This window comes from Rhodococcus sp. NPDC060090 (assembly GCF_042729855.1).
Classification (GTDB): domain Bacteria; phylum Actinomycetota; class Actinomycetes; order Mycobacteriales; family Mycobacteriaceae; genus Rhodococcus.
Window position 1 is genome coordinate 149,978 of record NZ_JBHWXB010000002.1, and the last position, 18,076, is coordinate 168,053.

At 65.8% G+C, this 18,076-nt stretch carries 14 protein-coding genes; 11 read left to right on the forward strand and 3 right to left on the reverse strand.

Annotated elements, in window-relative coordinates; all coding sequences use genetic code 11:
- Positions 1–33 precede the first annotated feature (33 nt).
- The 7 genes from benC to ACFWCF_RS03120 all read left to right on the forward strand — a co-directional run bounded on the left by benC (position 34) and on the right by ACFWCF_RS03120 (position 9,759).
- Positions 34–1,656 carry a benzoate 1,2-dioxygenase electron transfer component BenC gene (gene benC / locus ACFWCF_RS03090; protein WP_378557019.1) on the forward strand — a complete coding sequence of 541 codons (1,623 nt, stop codon included), beginning with the start codon at positions 34–36 and terminating at the stop codon, positions 1,654–1,656.
- Positions 1,653–2,450 carry a 1,6-dihydroxycyclohexa-2,4-diene-1-carboxylate dehydrogenase gene (locus ACFWCF_RS03095; RefSeq protein WP_378557022.1) on the forward strand — a complete coding sequence of 266 codons (798 nt, stop codon included), beginning with the start codon at positions 1,653–1,655 and terminating at the stop codon, positions 2,448–2,450. The genes benC and ACFWCF_RS03095 overlap by 4 nt, the downstream gene beginning before the upstream one ends.
- Before the next feature lie 121 nt (positions 2,451–2,571).
- A complete protein-coding gene (locus ACFWCF_RS03100) occupies positions 2,572–3,915 on the forward strand; it encodes an MFS transporter (RefSeq protein WP_378557025.1) in 1,344 nt (447 codons plus the stop codon).
- Positions 3,916–3,926: 11 nt separating this feature from the next.
- The gene (locus ACFWCF_RS03105; RefSeq protein ID WP_378557700.1) at positions 3,927–6,614 is read left to right on the forward strand and encodes an AAA family ATPase; all 2,688 of its coding nucleotides are present in this window, start codon (positions 3,927–3,929) and stop codon (positions 6,612–6,614) included.
- Between the two features lie 12 nt (positions 6,615–6,626).
- Positions 6,627–7,889 (forward strand): benzoate/H(+) symporter BenE family transporter, encoded by a 1,263-nt coding sequence (locus ACFWCF_RS03110; RefSeq protein ID WP_378557028.1) that lies wholly within the window; start codon positions 6,627–6,629, stop codon positions 7,887–7,889.
- A 27-nt stretch (positions 7,890–7,916) separates the two neighbouring features.
- On the forward strand, positions 7,917–8,648 hold the full coding sequence (locus ACFWCF_RS03115) for a polysaccharide deacetylase family protein (RefSeq protein WP_378557031.1): 732 nt from the start codon (positions 7,917–7,919) through the stop codon (positions 8,646–8,648).
- Positions 8,649–8,751: 103 nt separating this feature from the next.
- Complete coding sequence (locus ACFWCF_RS03120) at positions 8,752–9,759, forward strand: NAD(P)H-dependent glycerol-3-phosphate dehydrogenase (RefSeq protein WP_378557034.1); 1,008 nt, start codon at positions 8,752–8,754, stop codon at positions 9,757–9,759.
- Between the two features lie 4 nt (positions 9,760–9,763).
- Here ACFWCF_RS03120 and ACFWCF_RS03125 read toward each other — a convergent pair whose 3' ends face one another.
- Entirely contained in the window at positions 9,764–10,603 is an 840-nt protein-coding gene (locus tag ACFWCF_RS03125; protein ID WP_378557037.1) for an arylamine N-acetyltransferase, read from the reverse strand.
- A 257-nt stretch (positions 10,604–10,860) separates the two neighbouring features.
- Between ACFWCF_RS03125 and ACFWCF_RS03130 the strand changes: the two genes are divergently transcribed.
- On the forward strand, positions 10,861–11,538 hold the full coding sequence (locus tag ACFWCF_RS03130; protein WP_378557040.1) for a nitroreductase: 678 nt from the start codon (positions 10,861–10,863) through the stop codon (positions 11,536–11,538).
- Between the two features lie 81 nt (positions 11,539–11,619).
- Complete coding sequence (locus ACFWCF_RS03135; protein WP_378557043.1) at positions 11,620–12,204, forward strand: sigma-70 family RNA polymerase sigma factor; 585 nt, start codon at positions 11,620–11,622, stop codon at positions 12,202–12,204.
- Here ACFWCF_RS03135 and ACFWCF_RS03140 read toward each other — a convergent pair.
- Positions 12,158–13,345 (reverse strand): AAA family ATPase, encoded by a 1,188-nt coding sequence (locus tag ACFWCF_RS03140; RefSeq protein ID WP_378557046.1) that lies wholly within the window; start codon positions 13,343–13,345, stop codon positions 12,158–12,160. The two genes, ACFWCF_RS03135 and ACFWCF_RS03140, sit on opposite strands and share 47 nt — an antisense overlap.
- 126 nt (positions 13,346–13,471) lie before the next feature.
- Here ACFWCF_RS03140 and aztD point away from each other — a divergent pair, with 126 nt between their 5' ends.
- Positions 13,472–14,692 (forward strand): zinc metallochaperone AztD, encoded by a 1,221-nt coding sequence (gene aztD, locus ACFWCF_RS03145; RefSeq protein WP_378557049.1) that lies wholly within the window; start codon positions 13,472–13,474, stop codon positions 14,690–14,692.
- Between the two features lie 113 nt (positions 14,693–14,805).
- On the opposite strand, the gene ACFWCF_RS03150 is transcribed toward aztD, so the two are convergent.
- On the reverse strand, positions 14,806–16,626 hold the full coding sequence (locus tag ACFWCF_RS03150; RefSeq protein ID WP_378557052.1) for an NAD(P)-binding domain-containing protein: 1,821 nt from the start codon (positions 16,624–16,626) through the stop codon (positions 14,806–14,808).
- Positions 16,627–16,768: 142 nt separating this feature from the next.
- Here ACFWCF_RS03150 and ACFWCF_RS03155 point away from each other — a divergent pair, with 142 nt between their 5' ends.
- Complete coding sequence (locus ACFWCF_RS03155; RefSeq protein WP_378557055.1) at positions 16,769–18,046, forward strand: transcriptional regulator; 1,278 nt, start codon at positions 16,769–16,771, stop codon at positions 18,044–18,046.
- Positions 18,047–18,076 lie beyond the last annotated feature (30 nt).

Genomic DNA, 18,076 nt, shown 5'->3' on the forward strand with positions numbered 1-18,076 from the left:
CACCCCCGAATCACGAAAGGAGGCTTGGACACCATGACGTACCAGGTGGCATTGAGCTTCGAGGACGGGGTCACCCGCTTCATCAAGGTCAAGCCGAACGAGACCGTCGCCGATGCGTCGTACAAGGCGCGGATCAACATCCCGCTCGACTGCCGCGACGGCGCGTGCGGCACCTGCAAGGCATTCTGCGAATCCGGCACTTTCGACGGCGGCGACTACATCGAGGACGCGCTGACCGACGAGGAAGCCGAAGAAGGCTACTGCCTGCCGTGTCAGATGATGCCCGAGTCCGATCTGGTCGTGCAGATCGCCAGCACCTCGGATGTCGCGAAGACCGCAGCTGCCTCGTACACCGCGACGATCACCGAACTCAATCGCTTCTCCGAGAGCGTCGTCGGGTTCACCGTGGAGATCGAGAACCGGGACGACCTGGTGTTCCTGCCCGGGCAGTACGTCAACATCGGCGTTCCCGGCAGCGACGACGGCACCGGTAAACAGGCGACGCGCTCGTACTCGTTCAGCACCGGACCGCACGACAATTCGCTGGCATTCTTGGTGAAGATCACCGAAGGCGGCCTGATGTCGGAATACCTGCGCGATCGCGCTCAGGTGGGCGACACCCTCGAGTTCACCGGCCCGTTCGGCAGCTTCTTCCTCCGCGAACGCAAACGTCCGTCGCTGCTGCTGGCCGGCGGCACCGGGCTCGCCCCGCTGCTGTCGATCCTGTCGAAGGTCCAGAACGAGGGCACCGACCATCCGGTGCACCTGATCTACGGGGTCACGTTCGACCACGATCTCGTCGAGCTCGAGAAGCTCCAGGAGTACACGAAGTCGCTGCCGAACTTCACGTTCGACTACTGCGTCGCAGACAAGGACTCGTCGGCACCCAACAAGGGCTACGTCACCGGTCTGTTCGAGCCGCAACATCTCAACGACGGCGACGTCGACATCTACCTGTGCGGTCCGCCGCCGATGGTCGAGGCGGTGCGTAACCACCTCTCGGACAACGACATCACACCGGTGAACTTCTACTTCGAGAAGTTCAACACGTCGGCGACCGCGGGTGGTGCAACCGCACCGGCGCCCACGGATGCCGAGAAGGCCGCCGCAGAGAAGGCCGCCTCCGCAACGGGGCGACCCGTCGCGCTCGAGACCCCCGCATCGCCGGGCAACTACGAGATCGGCGAGGAACATCCCCCGGTCGCGGAGTCGGACGAGCAGTTCGACGCGCGCATGGCGCTCGAACTCGGCGTCCTCGAACTCACCATCGGCCGGCTCACTCCGGAGCAGCTCGTCGAGTTCCGGATTCTCGCGGAGGCCTCCGGTGCATCGATCGAAGGAGAGCACTTCACGGATGCAGCCGCCTTCACCGACACCAATGCCGCGTTCCACGAGTTCCTGTTCCGCTGCTGCACCAACCCGGTGTTACTCGAGGCGTACAACCGCCTCGAGGTGACGCAGCTGATGTACCAAGTGCTGCGTGACGCGCAGTGGGTCGAGGCGCACATCGTCGACGAGCACATGAAGATTGTCGAAGCGTTCGAGAAGGGCGACAAGGCCGCGGCTCGCGACCTGTTCGTCGCCCACTCCCAGCACGCCAAGCAAACGATGCAACGCGCCATTGCGGACCAGGTCACGGCAGGTGCACAGGGATGAGTGAGGCGAAGATCTTCCCGGGCCGATTCGACGGCAAGTGCCTGACGATCACCGGTGCCGCGCAGGGCATCGGCCTCACGGTCGCGACCCGCGTCGCGGCCGAAGGCGGGGAGGTCGTCCTGGTCGACCGTGCCGAGCTCGCCCACGAGGTCGCAGAAACCCTGCGGGCCGATGGCGGCAAGGCCCATTCGGTGACAGCCGACCTCGAGACCTTCGAAGGCGCGGAGGAAGCAGTCGCGTTCGCGGTCCGCGAGGCGGGCCGGATCGATGTGCTCATCAATGTGGTCGGCGGAACCATCTGGGCCAAGCCGTACGAGCACTACGCGCCCGACGAGATCGAGAAGGAGATCCGCCGGTCGTTGTTCCCCACTCTGTGGTCGTGCCGCGCGGCGGCTCCGTATCTCATCGGCCAGCAGTCCGGGACGATCGTCAACGTCTCCTCCGTGGCGACCCACGGCGTCAACCGTGTTCCGTACGCGGCGGCGAAGGGTGGCGTCAACGCGATCACCTCGGCGCTCGCACTCGAACTGTCGCAGTACGGCATCCGCGTAGTGGCCACCGCTCCCGGTGGCACCGTCGCACCGGAACGGCGGGTCGCGCGCGGGCCTTCCCCGCAGTCCGAGCAGGAGAAGGCCTGGTACCAGCAGATCGTGGACCAGACCGTCGACTCCTCTTTGCTCAAGCGGTACGGCTCGCTCGACGAGCAGGCCGCAGCAATCACCTTCCTGGCCTCCGACGAGGCCTCGTACATCACCGGCTCGGTTCTTCCCGTTGCTGGAGGCGACCAAGGCTGACGGCCGGAGCATTCCGACCGTCCCCAACATCGCCGGGCCTCACCAGTGGGCCTTCCCCGCTGGTGAGGCCCCTTTTTTGCCCGCAAGCATTTGTGACCCCTCACACAAACCGGAGCTCGCCATGACCCAAACCACGCAGACCTGGGCCAGTCCACAGCACAAGCGAAGCGTCGTCTGGATCGTCGCCCTCGCCACCCTCGCGATCATCTTCGACGGATACGACCTCGTCGTGTACGGGACCGTCCTCCCGACCCTGATGGCCGACCCCACCCAGCTCGGAGAGATCTCGGCTCAGCAGGGCGGTGCGCTCGGCTCCTACGCCCTCATCGGCGTCATGGTCGGCGCTCTCGTCACCGGCGCATTCGGCGACCGCGTCGGCCGCCGCCGGATGATGCTCATCAACATCGTATGGTTCTCGGTCGGTATGGGCGCCGCAGCCTTCTCCACCAGCATCGCAACGTTCGGTGGTCTGCGCTTCTTCACCGGTATCGGTGTCGGCGGCCTGGTCGCCACCGCGGGTGCCGTCGTCGCGGAATTCGCCCCGCCCGGCAAGCGCAACCTGTTCAACGCCATCGTCTACAGCGGTGTCCCCGCCGGCGGTGTGCTCGCCTCGCTGCTCGCGATCCTGCTGCGCGACGCCATCGGATGGCGTGGCCTGTTCCTCATCGGTGCCCTGCCGCTGGTGATCCTGCTTCCGATCGCGCTGGTCAAACTCCCCGAATCCCCAGCATGGCTGGTGTCCCGCGGGCGCCACGACAAGGCGCAGACCATCTGCGACAAATTCGGTTTCCCGATGCCGACGGCCGCACCTACAGCTCCGACCGAGAAGATCGGCTTCCCCGCGCTCGCCACCAGGAAGTACGCACTCGGCACCGGCCTGCTGGGCATGATGAGCTTCGCCGGCCTACTCCTGACCTACGGCCTGAACACCTGGCTGCCGAAGATCATGGCCGACGCCGGCTACAACGCCGACGGGTCGCTCGCATTCCTGCTCGTCCTCAACGGCGGCGCGATCGTCGGAGGTCTGATCGCCTCGAAGATCGCCGACGGCCGTGGTCCGCAGTCCGTCATCGTGACCACCTTCCTCCTCGCCGCAGTCGCACTGGTAATGCTCACCCTCGGGTTCCCGCTGCCCGTGCTCCTCACCGCTGTCGCGATCGCCGGTATCGGCACGATCGGCACCCAGGTGCTCGTGTACGGGTTCGTGTCCAACTACTACGACACTCCCGCTCGAGCAGCAGGTGTCGCATGGTGCGCCGGATTCGGCCGGCTCGGCGGCATCGTCGGCCCGATCATCGGCGGTCTGCTGATCGGCGCGGGCTTCGCGAACAACGTGAACTTCTACATCTTCGCGGTGATCGCTCTCGCCGGTGGACTCGTCACCCTCTTCGTTCCCCGTCCGCTGCAGCACAACAGGCGGATCGACCTTCCGGCCGCTCCTAGCGGTACTACCGTGGATGCGTGACGGACAATTCGATGCTGGTCGGACGTGAACACGAGCTCTCTCAGCTCGATCGGCTCCTCGACGGGGCGCGAGCCGGATCTTCCGCGCTCGCCCTCGTCGAGGGGCCGCCGGGCATCGGAAAAAGCTCACTCGTACGCGGTTTCACCGATCGCCACCGAGATCTGTCAGTGCGCAGCGCCTCCGGTGCGACATGGGAATCAGGCCATCCCTGGGGTGTGCTCGAACAGCTGATGCAGGCATCGGTGACAGGCGACGATGCCATCGACGCTGCACACGCCTTCCTCGAGACGATCCACGTGCCCACGATCATCGTCGTCGACGACGCACACTGGGCCGACACCGAATCCCTCCAGGCACTCTCGTCGATGATCAGGCGTGCACACCGGCATTCGATCCTGATGTTGTGGATCGTTCCGGATGTCCTTCCGGAGGGAGTTGCCGACGCCACCGTGCACATTCTGTCGTCGCACCGCGCCGACACCGTCTACGTCGGCCCGCTTGCATCCGCCGACATCGCACAACTCGCGTTGCTCCGTATCGGAGTGGATCTGTCGCCGTGGACCGCGCAACGCCTCCGCGATCACACCCTCGGGAGTCCGCGGGCGATTCTCCAATTGCTGGACGAGATTCCCCGCGTCCAGTGGCAGCAGTGGCAAGCCCGCTTCCCGGCACCACAACAACACGCCACAACGGTCCGTCGAGCACTGACACGTTGCACGGCCGAGACACGCTCTCTCGTCGAGGCAGCTGCGATCCTCGGCAGCGGGACACCGCTCGCTCCGGCTGCGGATCTCGCCGGCATCGACGACCCCACACCACTACTCGACGAGGCCAGCAGCGCAGACCTGCTCATGATGCGCGAACATCGCGGGGTCGTCACCCTGTCGTTTCGCGATCCGATGACGGCTGCCGCGGTCACCGACGACATCGGGCCTGCGCGCTGGCGCGAACTGCACCTGCGCGCAGCGACCATCGTCGACGACGAGGGCGAAGCCCTGTTCCACCTGGTGTCGGCGACACCCACGGCCGACGGCACTCTCGCCGATCGACTCGATCAGTATGCGCGACAACGTGCGCGGGACGGCGCGTGGTCGCAGGCTGCCGAAGGCCTCATCACGGCGAGTCGCATCACGCCCGAACGCGACCTTCGCACGACGAGGCTGATCCGCGGGGTCGACGCACTCACCGGCGCGGCGGATCTTCCCCAGGCCCAGACCTTCATTCCCGAGATCGAAAGCGTCCCGGGCGGACCGAGACGCAACGCGGTGCTCGGCTATCTGGCCATCCAGCGAGGACGCGCCGCCGAAGCCCACGACCTCCTGACCGAGGCATGGGACATGCTGGAGGATCCGGCATCCGACCCTGAACAGGCCGCGATGATCGCCCACCGGATGGTGCTCCACTCTCTGGCCCGGATGCGCGGTGAGGACCTCGTACAGTGGGCCGACCGTGCTTCGGAACTCGTACCGGAGAACACACCTGCGTCGGTGGAGGCACTGGCGATCCGCGGCCTCGGCTTGGGCATGACCGGACAGATCGCCGAAGCGCGCGAGTCCTACGCCGCGCTGTCGGACCAGACTCGCCTCGGCGCACAGAGTCAGCGAATCCGCATGGCGGAGGGGTGGCTTGCGCTTGCTCTCGACGAACCTGACCGCGCCCGCACAGAATTGGAGGCGGCCGAGCCCACCACATTTCGTGGCGGGTCGCTGCGGATCTCACTGTGGGCACAAGCGTGGCTCGCCCGCACTCAGTTCGCACTCGGAGCATGGAGTGATGCGACCAGGACTGTCGATCGTGCTGCAGCACAGTTGGATTCGACCGGGCTGGATCTTCTCCGGCCTCTCGTGCACTGGACCGGAGCCCAGGTCCAGGCGTTGCGTGGGAATTGGCCCGCAGCCGTCGAACATCTGCGTCGCGGCAGGTCGGGTCCCAACGACTATTCGATCATGCTGGTGCCGTCCTGCATTGCGGCAGCGCAGTGCGCAGAGGTCGCAGCCGACTACGAAGGTGTGTTGCGCCAACTGCAGCCCCTCGTCGCGCTCCAACACCGGGAAGCAGTCGACGAACCCGGCTTCTGGCCCTGGGCAGACCTACACGGCAATGCTCTCGTCATGACGGGCCGCGTCGACGAAGCCGATGCTTTCCTCGCGCCCCACGAGAAGCGCGCCGCCGACCGGCAACACCGTTCGGCCCAAGCGCGACTCGGGTACGTGCGCGGACGCATCCACGGCTCGCGCGGCGACATCGATGCCGCTCGCGAGAGTTTCGAATCCGCGCTCGACAAGATAGCCACATTGCCGACGCCGTACGAGCGTGCACGTATCAACTTCGCCTACGGGCAGACGCTCCGTCGAGCCGGCCGGAGGCGCGACGCCGACGCCGTGATTCGTAGCGCCCGCGAACTGTATTCCACGCTCGGCGCAACCTCGTACGTCGAACGCTGCGACCGCGAACTCAAGGCCGGCGGGCTGAAAGCAGGCGACAACGACTCCCCCCGAGGGAAGGCACACGTGTCGACGCTGACCCCTCAAGAACGCGCCGTCGCAACCCTTGTCGCGTCGGGCCACACCAACAAGGAAGTGGCCGGGGAGTTGTTCCTGTCGGTGAAGACAGTCCAGTACCACCTGACCCGCGTCTACGCGAAGTTCGGCATCCGCTCACGCAGCGAACTCGCCGCCCGCTTCCGGCAAGAAGAATAAGGAGACAACCCGGTGACTGCCGTCGACGAAGCCACGCATCCCGATACGGATCTGTTCGAGCGACCGTCTCGGCCGTGGATCCGACCGTCGGAAGTGTTGCGCGACTTCGGACCCAAGTACGCATCGAACGGCCTCATCGGTCTGATCTTCTCGTGCACAGGTCCGGTTGCGGTTATTCTCGCCGCCGGCGCCGCCGGCGGACTGTCGCAGGCAGAGCTGGCGTCGTGGATCTTCGGGGTCTTCGTTCTCAACGGCATCCTGACGATCGCGATGAGCCTTGCCTACCGGCAGCCGCTGGGCTTCTTCTGGACCATCCCCGGCACGATTCTCGTCGGTGGCGCCCTCACTCATCTGAGCTGGGCCGAGGTGGTCGGAGCCTTCTTCGTCACGGCCGCGTTGATCACTCTGCTGGGCATAACCGGCCTCGTCCGCCGCGTCATGGAAGCGCTTCCCATGCCCATCGTCATGGCGATGGTCGCGGGTGTTTTCCTGTCGTTCGGCACGAACCTGGTGAAGGCGCTGGGCTCCGATTTCGCGATCGCCGTGCCGATGATTGTGGTGTTCCTGATACTGAGCGCCGTAGGTGCGCTCGGCCGGTGGATGCCACCGATTCTGGGTGCTCTCTTCGCAGGCGCCATCGCGGTCGCGTTCTCGGGCCGGTTCGAACCCGAACCCGGTAGCGGAAACGTCCTCGCCGCACCGGTGTTCACCGCACCGGTGTTCACCTGGTCGGCGATCGTCGAACTGGTTCTGCCCCTCGCGATCACCGTCATCGTGGTGCAGAACGGGCAGGGCGTCGCGGTGCTGCGGTCGACCGGTCACAACCCTCCGATCAACATCTCCACGATCATGTGCGGACTGTGGTCGTTCCCCGCCGCGTGCGTCGGAGCAGTCTCGACGTGCCTGACGGGGCCGACCAACGCGCTGTTGACCGCGTCGGGTGAGCGGTCCCGCCAGTACACCGCGGCGTTGGCATGCGGCGGGCTGGCGATCGTCTTCGGTCTGTTCGCACCGTTGTTCGTGCAGTGGATGATCGCGGCACCCGCCTCATTCGTGGCGGTCCTCGGTGGTCTGGCGATGCTCAAGGCCCTACAGGGCGCGTTCGTCGCAGGCTTCGGCCGCCGCTACACGATGGGCGCGCTCATCGCGTTCATCGTCACCGCGTCCGACGTGATGTTCTTCAACATCGGTGCAGCCTTCTGGGGGATCGTCGGCGGCGTGGCAGTGTCGTGGCTGCTCGAGCGCCAGGATTGGACCGATCCCCACGCCGCGTAGCGAATCGGGCTCTGGCACCATGCCCGCATGACACCGCGCGCACGAGTCAAGACGTCGATCGTCGTCCTGGTTTTGATCGTCCTGGTTCTGATCGTCCTGGTTTTGATCGTCGCAGCCTTCGCCACCTATCGGGTCATGGACTCACGGACCTATCAATTGTTCGGGACCCTCGTCGATCGTGTGGACACCGAGGAGAAGGTGGTCGCGCTGACGCTCGACGACGGACCGAGTGCTACCACCCCCGAGGTGCTGCAGGTGCTTGCAGACGCCGATGTACCGGCGACCTTCTATGTCACGGGCCGTGAGATGACCGAGCGGCCGGAGTTGGGTCGTGCGATCGTCGAGTCCGGTCATGAACTCGGCAACCACACCGAGACGCATCGCAGGATGGTATTCGTCGGAGGCGACACCGTCGCACAGGAGATCGAGAGCACCGACACCGCGATCCGCGCTGCCGGCTACGACGGAGAGATCTCGTTCCGGCCTCCCTACGGGAAGAAACTCCTCGCGCTTCCCCGATATCTCGACTCGCACGACCGCACCACGGTGATGTGGGACGTCGAACCGGACTCGGCCTCGTCCGATACCGACGAGATCGTCCGCATCGCCCTGGACGAGACGCGTCCCGGCTCGATCATCCTGCTGCACGTGATGTATCCGTCGCGGGCGTCGTCGCTCGAGGCGATCCCCGGGATCGTCGACGGCCTGCGCGCCGAGGGATACCGGTTCGTGACGGTGTCGGAACTACTCGGCCGGTGACAACACGCCGATGTTTGTCCGACATGGAGTCCGGCAATCATCCCGCACCTCGATACGGCAGGTGAGAGTCTGTTCTGAACACCACTGACGAAGGGATGGACCCATGGCACGTCCGGTTCGCGTCGTCGTACTCGGCTCGGGATCGTGGGGCACCACGGTCGCGGGACTCGCTGCGCGCAACACCCCGACCCTGCTGTGGGCACGTAATCCCGACACGGCTGCCGAGATCAACGAAACCCATCGCAACAGCCGATATCTCGGCGACCGTGAGCTTCCGGAGGGGCTACGCGCAACGTCGGATATCGCTGAGGCCGCGCAGGAAGCCGACGTACTGGTGGTGGGTGTGCCCTCGCACGCGGTCCGCACGACGCTCGAGCAGATCGCCGATCGGCTACGCGCCTGGGTTCCGATCCTGTCGCTGGCGAAAGGTCTCGAACCAGGTACCCGATTGCGGCCTACCCAGGTGGTGGCGGAGTGCCTGCCCGGCCACCCTGTCGGTTTGTTGTCGGGACCGAACATCGCCGGCGAGATCGCCGACGGCATGGCGGCGGCGTCGGTTGTGGCGATCCAGGACGATTCGGTGGCGACTGCGTTGCAGCCGCTGTTCGCATCGAAAGTGTTTCGCGTGTACCGCAACACCGATGTGCTCGGATGCGAGCTCGGTGGCATTCTCAAGAACATCGTCGCGATCGCTGCGGGCATGGCCGAAGGTCTCAGGGTGGGCGACAACACGCGGGCGATGGTCCTCACCCGAGGGCTTGCCGAGATGACACGGCTCGGGGAGGCGATGGGCGCCGACCCGCGTACGTTCGCGGGTCTGACCGGGATCGGAGATCTGATCGCCACGTGCACGAGCCCAGCGTCGAGGAACCGGCGGGTGGGTGAGGCGCTGGCACGCGGCTTGACCCTCGACGAGGCACTCACAGAGCTCGGTCAGGTCGCCGAGGGCGTCAAGACTGCACCGACGGTGATGGAACTCGCGCGCGAGTACAACGTCGAGATGCCCATCGCAGCGGAGGTCGAGGCCGTGGTCGCTGGTCGTCGTTCGCCCGCCGAAGCGTATCGCGGGCTGCGCAGGGTTGCGGCCGGGCACGAACAGGACATCGTCTGACGTTTCACCCGTTCTTCCGCAGCCGTGTCACCACTGCGGTCAGCGCGTCGACCTCCTCCTCATCCAGCATGATTCCGAGTTCGAGGACGGTGTCGACGACTTCGGCGACCGACAGTTCTGTGTGCTCGGTTTCCCTACCCGGGGCTCGGACCGTGCGCGCGCTCTCGGTAAGTGTCACGTGGGCGTACGGCATGTGTCGCATCACCATGAGGTGATTCACGAACGGCGAATTCTCCTCACGCGACGTGACGAAATGCCCGGCCCTGACGTCGGCGGGATGGACCGGACTCTCGTCGGCGTAGTGCTCGGCCTTGCCGCCACGGGTGAGTGCCCAGACGGTGTTGCCCTGATCGGTGAGTTCTCGCATCCCGAACGCGCGATCTCCCTCGACGCGGACGGCACCGTCCTTCAGCGCGATCGGCCCGGTGATGCTGAATCCGAATCCTGGGTCGCACAACCATCTCTCACCGTCGATCTCGACGTGGACTGCCATGTGGGTGCGGGTGTTGGTGAGCTCGTGGACCCGCCCCAACGCTCGACGCACCGAGAACCCGAGGTGTTCGAGTGCCGCGGCGAAGATCTGCGCGTGCTCGAAGCAGTATCCGCCCCGACGTCGTCGAACCAGTTGGTTCTGGACGACGTCCGGCGCGACACCGGGGTGGGCACCCAGCAACACGTCGACGTTCCCGAAGGGAAAAGTACGGACGTGTTTCCCGTGTAGTTCCTCGAGTAGTTCGAGTGTCGGTTCAGAGGGGTGGACATCGACAGCGCTCAGATAGGCAGGGATGTCGAAGAGGTCCGTACGCCACGATTCCCCGAGAAGCGGCTGATCGGTCGTTCCCATTCCTGTAGTCTCACACGCCGGTGAGGCGACCGGTGTGGAGCATGACGATCAGCGGATTATCTCCATCTCTCGGAAAGCCACTAGAACGATGTAGAGAACACAATCCTGCTCGAATCGAGTCCCGTGCACCGTCGCGATATACGCATCGGGCGAACGTGGGCCGACGATGATCCGAAGGTCGGTGGCACGTCGGTGACGGACGTGGTGCACGCCCCCTGAACGATCGCTAACTCCTGACCTGTGTCATTGTGATCTGCATGACCAGCAATGCAGAGATGTTGTCGACCCTCCTCGACTCCCGCTACAGCTGTCGCGGCTTCCTGGACAAGCAGGTTCCGCGCGAGGACATCGAACGCATGCTGCAGATGGGGCAGCGCACAGCCTCGTGGTGCAACTCCCAGCCGTGGCGTGCGCACCTGATCAGCGGAGATGCAATCGAACGCCTTCGTGAGGCACTCCACGCACAAGCCTCGTCCGGCGAACTCGACCCCGACATCCCGGGACCGGTCGAATACCGGGGCGAGTATGCCGAACGCCGCCGCAGCGCGGGATATGCGCTGTACAACGCGCTCGGCATCGCCCGCGACGACTACGCGCGCCGCACCGAGCAGATGCTCGAGAACTACCGATTCTTCGGCGCACCGCACGTCGCCATCATCACCACCGACAAGGCACTCGGGGTGTACGGCGCGGTCGACTGCGGCGGCTACGTCTCGACGCTGTTGCTCGCCGCCGAATCTCTCGGGATCGCCGCCGTCCCACAGGCCGCTGTACCGATGGCCGGGACCGCGTTGCGGCGCGAGTTGAACATCGGCGACGAACGCGACGTCGTCTGCGCCATCGCCTTCGGATACGCCGACGACGCACATCCGGCCAACACCTGCCGCACCGATCGGGCGTCACTCGACGACACCGTGGAGTGGGTGGACGAATAACCCACCCGAGGGTCGGTAGTGCGCGGCCACTCCGCGGCGGAAGGTGGTGTGACATCCGCACCACCCGAGAGGACCACCGCCATGGCCGACAAAGACACCGAACTCCTGCTCCGCCACTGGGTGCCGCGCGCCGTCGCCGGTGAACCGCACGCGATCGGCACCGTGGTGAGCTGTGTACGCCCGCACGTCCTGCAGTTCTGCACCGCACGCATGGACGAGCAGACCCGGGCGCACACACCCGCCGAGGACGTCGCACAGGAAACCTGTCTGGCCCTGGTCCGCGCGCTCCCCCGATACGACGATCGAGGTGGGTCGGTGCTGCGGTTCGCGTTCGCGATCGCGGCGAACAAGGTCGTCGATGCGCGGCGCAACGCCGTACGTCCAGTGGTGTCGGTCCACGAGATACACGAACCTGCACCCGACGAGGACATTCTCGACGGCGAACTCGCCTCAGCTGCACGTCGTTTCGTCGACCTGTTGCCAGAACAGCAGCGGCAGATCGTGATTCTACGGATCTTCCGCGGCTACAGCACCGAACGCACCGCGCTCATGCTCGGCACCACACCCGGCGCCGTGCGGGTGGCACAACACCGCGCATTGACGCGGCTACGTGCGCAGCTCAGTCTGTTTGAGCACGAAGGTACTTCCCGAAGTGCGGCACGGTGAATCCGATGGATCCTCGTTCGGCCGAGTAGATCAGACCCTTCTTGATGAGGCCATCGCGTGCCGGCGACAGCGACGCCGGTTTACGGCCGAGTTCCACCGCGATCTTCGCGGTGGGAACCGGGCCGTCGTCGCCGGAGAGTTCGGCCATCGCGCGCATGTATTCGCGTTCGGCCGGAGTGGCCCGCTCGTAACGGGATCCGAAGAACCCGACGGCGAGTTCCTCTTCCGCGTCGGGCGCACCGACCCGCACGTCGTCGGGGGTGATCGGACTCGACGCGGCGACGTCCCACGTGGCCTTTCCGTATGCCTGAACGAAATACGGGTATCCGTCGGCCATTTCGTACAGCACGTCGAGTGCTTCCCGCGTGAATTCGACCTCTTCGCGTTCTGCGGGCGCCATCAACGCATGGTCGGCGGCGGCGCGGTCGAGGCGGTCGATGCGGTGGTAGGTGAACAGCCGCTCGGAGTACGACTTGGACGCCGACAACACAGCGGGCAGGTGCGGTAGTCCCGCGCCGACGACGATCAGCGGCGCGGCGTCCTGGCTCAGTTCGTGGCATGCGCCGCAGATGGCGGAGACGTCGTCGGGGTGGAGGTCCTGCATTTCGTCGATGAACAGGGCGATGCCGACGCCCACGTCGCGGGCGAGACCGGCGGCGTCGACGAGCAGTTCGACGAGGTCGATCTCGATGTCTCCGGAGTCGGCGCGACCCTTGACGGCCGGGGCGTCGATGCCGGGTTGCCAGCGTTCGCGCATGCCCTTGTCTGCGGTGGCGCGCAGTGCGAACGACTTGAGTACGCCGAGGAAGTAGTCGACGGATTCCGGGTCGGGATGCGCCGCGGCGATCTCGCGGACGGCCATGTGGAGTGCGGACGACAAGGGCCGGCGCAGGCCTTGATCGGGGCGGGCTTCGATCTTGCCGGTGCCCCAACTCTTGGCGATCGCGAGCGAACGCAGGTGGTTGAGCAGCACGGTCTTACCGACCCCTCGGAGGCCGGTAAGTACGACGCTGCGTTCGGGCCTTCCCCGCGCGATGCGTTCGAGCACCACGCCGAAGGCCGTGAGCTGCTTCTCGCGGCCTGCGAGTTCGGGTGGGCGCTGCCCCGCGCCGGGGGCGTACGGGTTGCGGACCGGGTCCATCGGTCGATGGTAACGACGATGTCAGGGGATTCTGAGTTCCTCTAGCGCGTGTCGTAGAGACACGAATGCAACAGTATGCATTATCTACTTTGACATTCATTTTCATTACTGGCTGAATTCCTCACCATGAAACCGATCCACCACGGCAGCCTCGCGCTGTCTGCAGCGCTCGCGGCCGCACTGGTCGCGGGATGCTCCTCGTCGACCCAGCCCTCCGATGCCGCACCGGCCAGCGCACCGAAGGCAGCCGAGGTCACCTCACCCGAACCGCGTCTGGCCCTCACCTACGACGGCGGAATCCTCGTCGTCGACGCGACCGAACTCGACGTCGTCGCAGATCTTCCCCTCGACGGGTTCAACCGCCTCGGCCCCGCAGGCGACGACCGCCACGTGTTCGTCTCCACCGCCGGCGGCTTCCGCGCCCTCGACACGGGCAGCTGGAGCGACACCCACGGCGATCACAGCCACCACTACGCAGGCGCACCCGCTCTCACCGACCTCACCTATTCCGCCGACAAACCCGGACACGTCGTCGTGCACGCCGGCACCACCGCGCTGTTCGACGACGGCACCGGAAACATCGCACTGCTGGACCCCGACGGCCTCGACCCCGTCGGCCCGCTTCCCGAAACCGACACCTACACCACACCGGAGGCCCATCACGGCGTCGCAGTGCCGCTCGACGACGGATCGCTTCTCGTCACCGAGGGCGACAGCGAAAGTCGCAGCAGCGTTGTCCTTCTCGACCACAGCCGCAACGAAGTTGCTCGAACCGACGAATGCCCCGGAGTACACGGCGAAGCCGTCGCAGCCGATTCCGTGGTGTTCGGGTGTGAGGACGGCATGGTGATCTTCCGCGACGGCGCCTTCACGAAAGTCACCGCGCCCGACCCGTACGGACGGCTCGGGAATCAGGCCGGCTCCGACGAGTCACCGATCGTCCTCGGCGACTACAAGACCGACCCCGACGCCGAGCTCGAACGCCCCGAACGAGTCGCGCTCGTCGACACCCGCACCGCACAACTTCGACTCGTCGATCTGGGGACGAGCTATACGTTCCGGTCGCTGGGGCGGGGGCCGCACGGCGAGGCGCTGGTACTCGGCACCGACGGCGCTCTGCACGTGATCGACCCGGAGACAGGTGACGTCGTCGACCGCATCGACGTCCTCGACCCGTGGACCGAGCCCGACGAGTGGCAGTCGCCGCGCCCGGCTCTGACGGTGGAGGGGCACACCGCGTACGTCACCGACCCCGCCACCGACGAGTTGCACGCCGTCGACCTCGAGTCGGGCGAGATCCGCACGGCGACCCTGCCGCGCACTCCCAACGAGATCAGCACCTCCTGATCCACCGCAACCGCCCAACCCCTCTGAGCGAATGAATCACCCACCTCGTCAGACCGACTCAATGATTCATTCGCTCAGTGTGGGACCGGCGGTTCTGCTCGCCAGGCCCGGCGTCAGCTCAGGTGGTGGACTTCCTGAAGGCCGTAGACGGGGGTCGGAATTCCCTCGTACCGCGCCTTGAGCTGGAGAGCGAGGTAGAGCGAATAGTGCCGCGACTGATGCAGATTGCCGCCGTGGAACCACAACCCGTCCTGCTGGGTGGGCTTCCACATGTTGCGCTGCTCGCCCTCCCACGGGCCGGGGTCCTTGGTGGTGTCCGAGCCCAGGCCCCAGCACTTTCCGACCTTGTCGGCGACGTCCTGACCGATCAGGTCGGCGACCCACCCGTTCATCGAACCGAAACCTGTTGCGTAGACGACGAGGTCGGCGTCGAGTTCGGTGCCGTCCTCGAGGATCACGGAGTTCTCGGTCAGCTCCCGCACATTGCCGTGCGCGAGCTTGACATCGCCGTTCGCGACAAGCTCCGAGGCACCGACGTCGATGTAGTAGCCGGACGCGCGTCGCAGGTACTTCATGAACAGTCCCGACCCGTCGTCGCCCCAATCATGAAGAAAACCGGCCTTTTCCAGACGTTCGTAGAAGTCGGCGTCGCGTTCGGCAATCTTCTGATACACGGGGATCTGGAACTCGTGCATGATCCGGTACGGCAGCGAGGCGAACGTCAGATCCGCCTTGTGTGTGGTCACTCCGTTGGCCAGGGCGCGTTCGGAGTAGAGGTCGCCGAGGCCGAGATCCATGAGGGAATCGGATTTGACGATGTGCGTCGACGAACGCTGCACCATCGTCACATCGGCACCGACTTCCCACAGTGCGCCGCAGATGTCGTGGGCGGAGTTGTTGGCTCCGATCACCACGGCCTTCTTACCGGCGTAGGCGTCAGGCCCGGGGTGCGCGCTCGAATGATGCTGGTCGCCCCGGAAGCGGTCCATGCCCGGGAAGTTCGGCACGTTGGCCTTGCCCGACATCCCCGTCGCGATCACCAGCTGCTTGGGCCGCAGCACGAGCGGTTCTCCGTCGCGCTCGACGTTCACGGTCCACTCGCCGTCCGCCTCGTCGTACGACGCCGATGTGCACAACGTCTTCGACCAGTACGGCACTTCCATGATGCGGGTGTACATCTCGAGCCAGTCACCGATCTTGTCCTTCGGCGCGAACACCGGCCAGTTCTCGGGGAACGGTAGGTACGGAAGGTGGTCGTACCAGACCGGATCGTGCAGACACAGCGACTTGTATCGGCCGCGCCACTGGTCGCCGGGGCGGTCGTACTTGTCGAGTACGAGCGCCGGGATCCCGAGCTGACGCATCCGCGCGCCGAGCGCGATGCCGCCCTGCCCACCACCGACGATGACGACGTACGGCTGCGTCTCGTAGCCGAGGTCACGCTCCTCTGCGTCCCGCTGTTCCGACCACGTGATGCGGTTGCGGTCGGCGCCGTGCTTCGTGCCGCGCGGGCGACGTTCCTTCTTCCCCTCCTCGTGCCCCTTCAGCTCCTGCAGCGTGGTGAGGAGGGTCCACGCGCCCTCATCGTTCAAGCGCAGATGACCCTCTCCGCGACCGACGGCTGTCTCGAATGCGATCCAGGCGCTGACCACACCGTCGTCCTCCGTAGGAGTCTCTGTGGTGCGGAAGCCACTGGGGTCGGTGTCGTCGAGACGTTCGCGCAGCATCCCGGCGACGCCGTCCCGGCCCTCGACGGTCTTGAGGTTCCAGGTGAAGGAGACGAGGTCTCGCCAGAAGCTGTCGGTGGCGAACATGCCTGCCGCCGCCTCGACGTCACGGGCCGCGAGCGCTGCTTCGAAATCTCGCAGCCACACGTCCACACGCTGCTGCGGGTCGGTGGTGCGCTCGGTGGGCTGCTCGAGAATATCGGTCATGGCCGATCCCTTCCGGTCGTTGTTGTGATCCAGCACACACCGAGGGTGAGGGGGACACAAGCGTTGCATCACGTTGCGTTGTGGCGCGCGACACAGCGCTGGACCTATGCTGCGGAGACCAGCAGGGTGACACGGAGGGCCAGTGAGCACGTTCAGCGCGATCGAACCTGGCACCGACCTGTCCCGTCACGCCCGCAACCTGGTGCGGATGCACGACACGATCATCGGCGGCGGCACACCGACGATGCGGCCGCGCGGTGTCGTCGCCCGGTCCTGGTCGCGGGCACTGCGCACGGGTCTCGATCCGGCGGGCAGCAACGCGCGCGTGCCGTACTCGTTCGAAGAGATCGAACAACGTCGCAGGTCGTCGCCGCTCGCCGCGATCATCGGCGACCTCGAGCAAGTGATCTCGCCGGTAGCCGACGCATCGCAGATGCTGCTCGTCGTCACGGACGCGGACGGCGTCATCCTGTGGCGCAGCGGTTCGGCGCGTGTGCGGTCGCGGGCCGACACGCTGGGTTTCTGCGTGGGCTCCGTCTGGACGGAAGAGAAGGTGGGCACCAACGCGATCGGCACCGCGCTGGCCGAGGCCGCACCCGTGCAGTTGTTCTCCGGCGAACATTTCGAACAGTCACAACACCCCTGGTACTGCACCGCCGCACCGATCCACGACCCGATCAGCGGTGATCTGCTGGGCATCGTCGACGTCAGCGGCCCGGCGATGACGCTGCATCCTGCGATCGGCGCGCTCGTCGACACCGCTGTGCGCCTCGCCGAGTCGCAGTTGTGGCGGCAGCACGAACACCGACTCGACCGACTGCGCACCGAAGCCGCACCATTGCTCGCGTCGGTGAGCGGACCGGTGCTGCTGGTCGACGACCACGGGTGGGTCGCGCACGCCTCCGGCGTCGCAGCGGCCCGTCGCATCGGATCGCCCCGCACCGATCGCGCCCTGACGGTGCCCGGACTCGGACTGTGCGTACCGGAACAATTGTCGCACGGCTGGCTGATCCGGCCGTCCGAATCGGCGGCGACGATCCGGATGACGCTGCAGTTGTCGTCGTCGCCTTCGGTCGAGGTGACGGGCACCGGACGTCAGTGGCGCAGCGCCGTGACGGTTCGACACGCCGAGATCCTGCTGCTGTTGTACATGCGCGGCCGCGCCGGGATGTCGGTGACCGAGTTGAGTCACACACTGTTCGGCGATGCCGATCATGCCGTCGCAGTGCGCGCGGAAGTGTCGCGGTTGCGACGCGCGTTGGGCTCGGTGGTGGAAAGCCGGCCGTATCGACTGGCGGAATCGGTGGAGTTGACGCTGGATCCCGTTGGTGCCGAAGGTCTTTCCGAGTGCGCATTCGTGCAGCACTGTGCGAGTTCCGGCGTCCGAACCACGGCCTCAGGACAATATTCCGAAATCTAGCATTTCTTCGATAGATCCGAATACCCATGG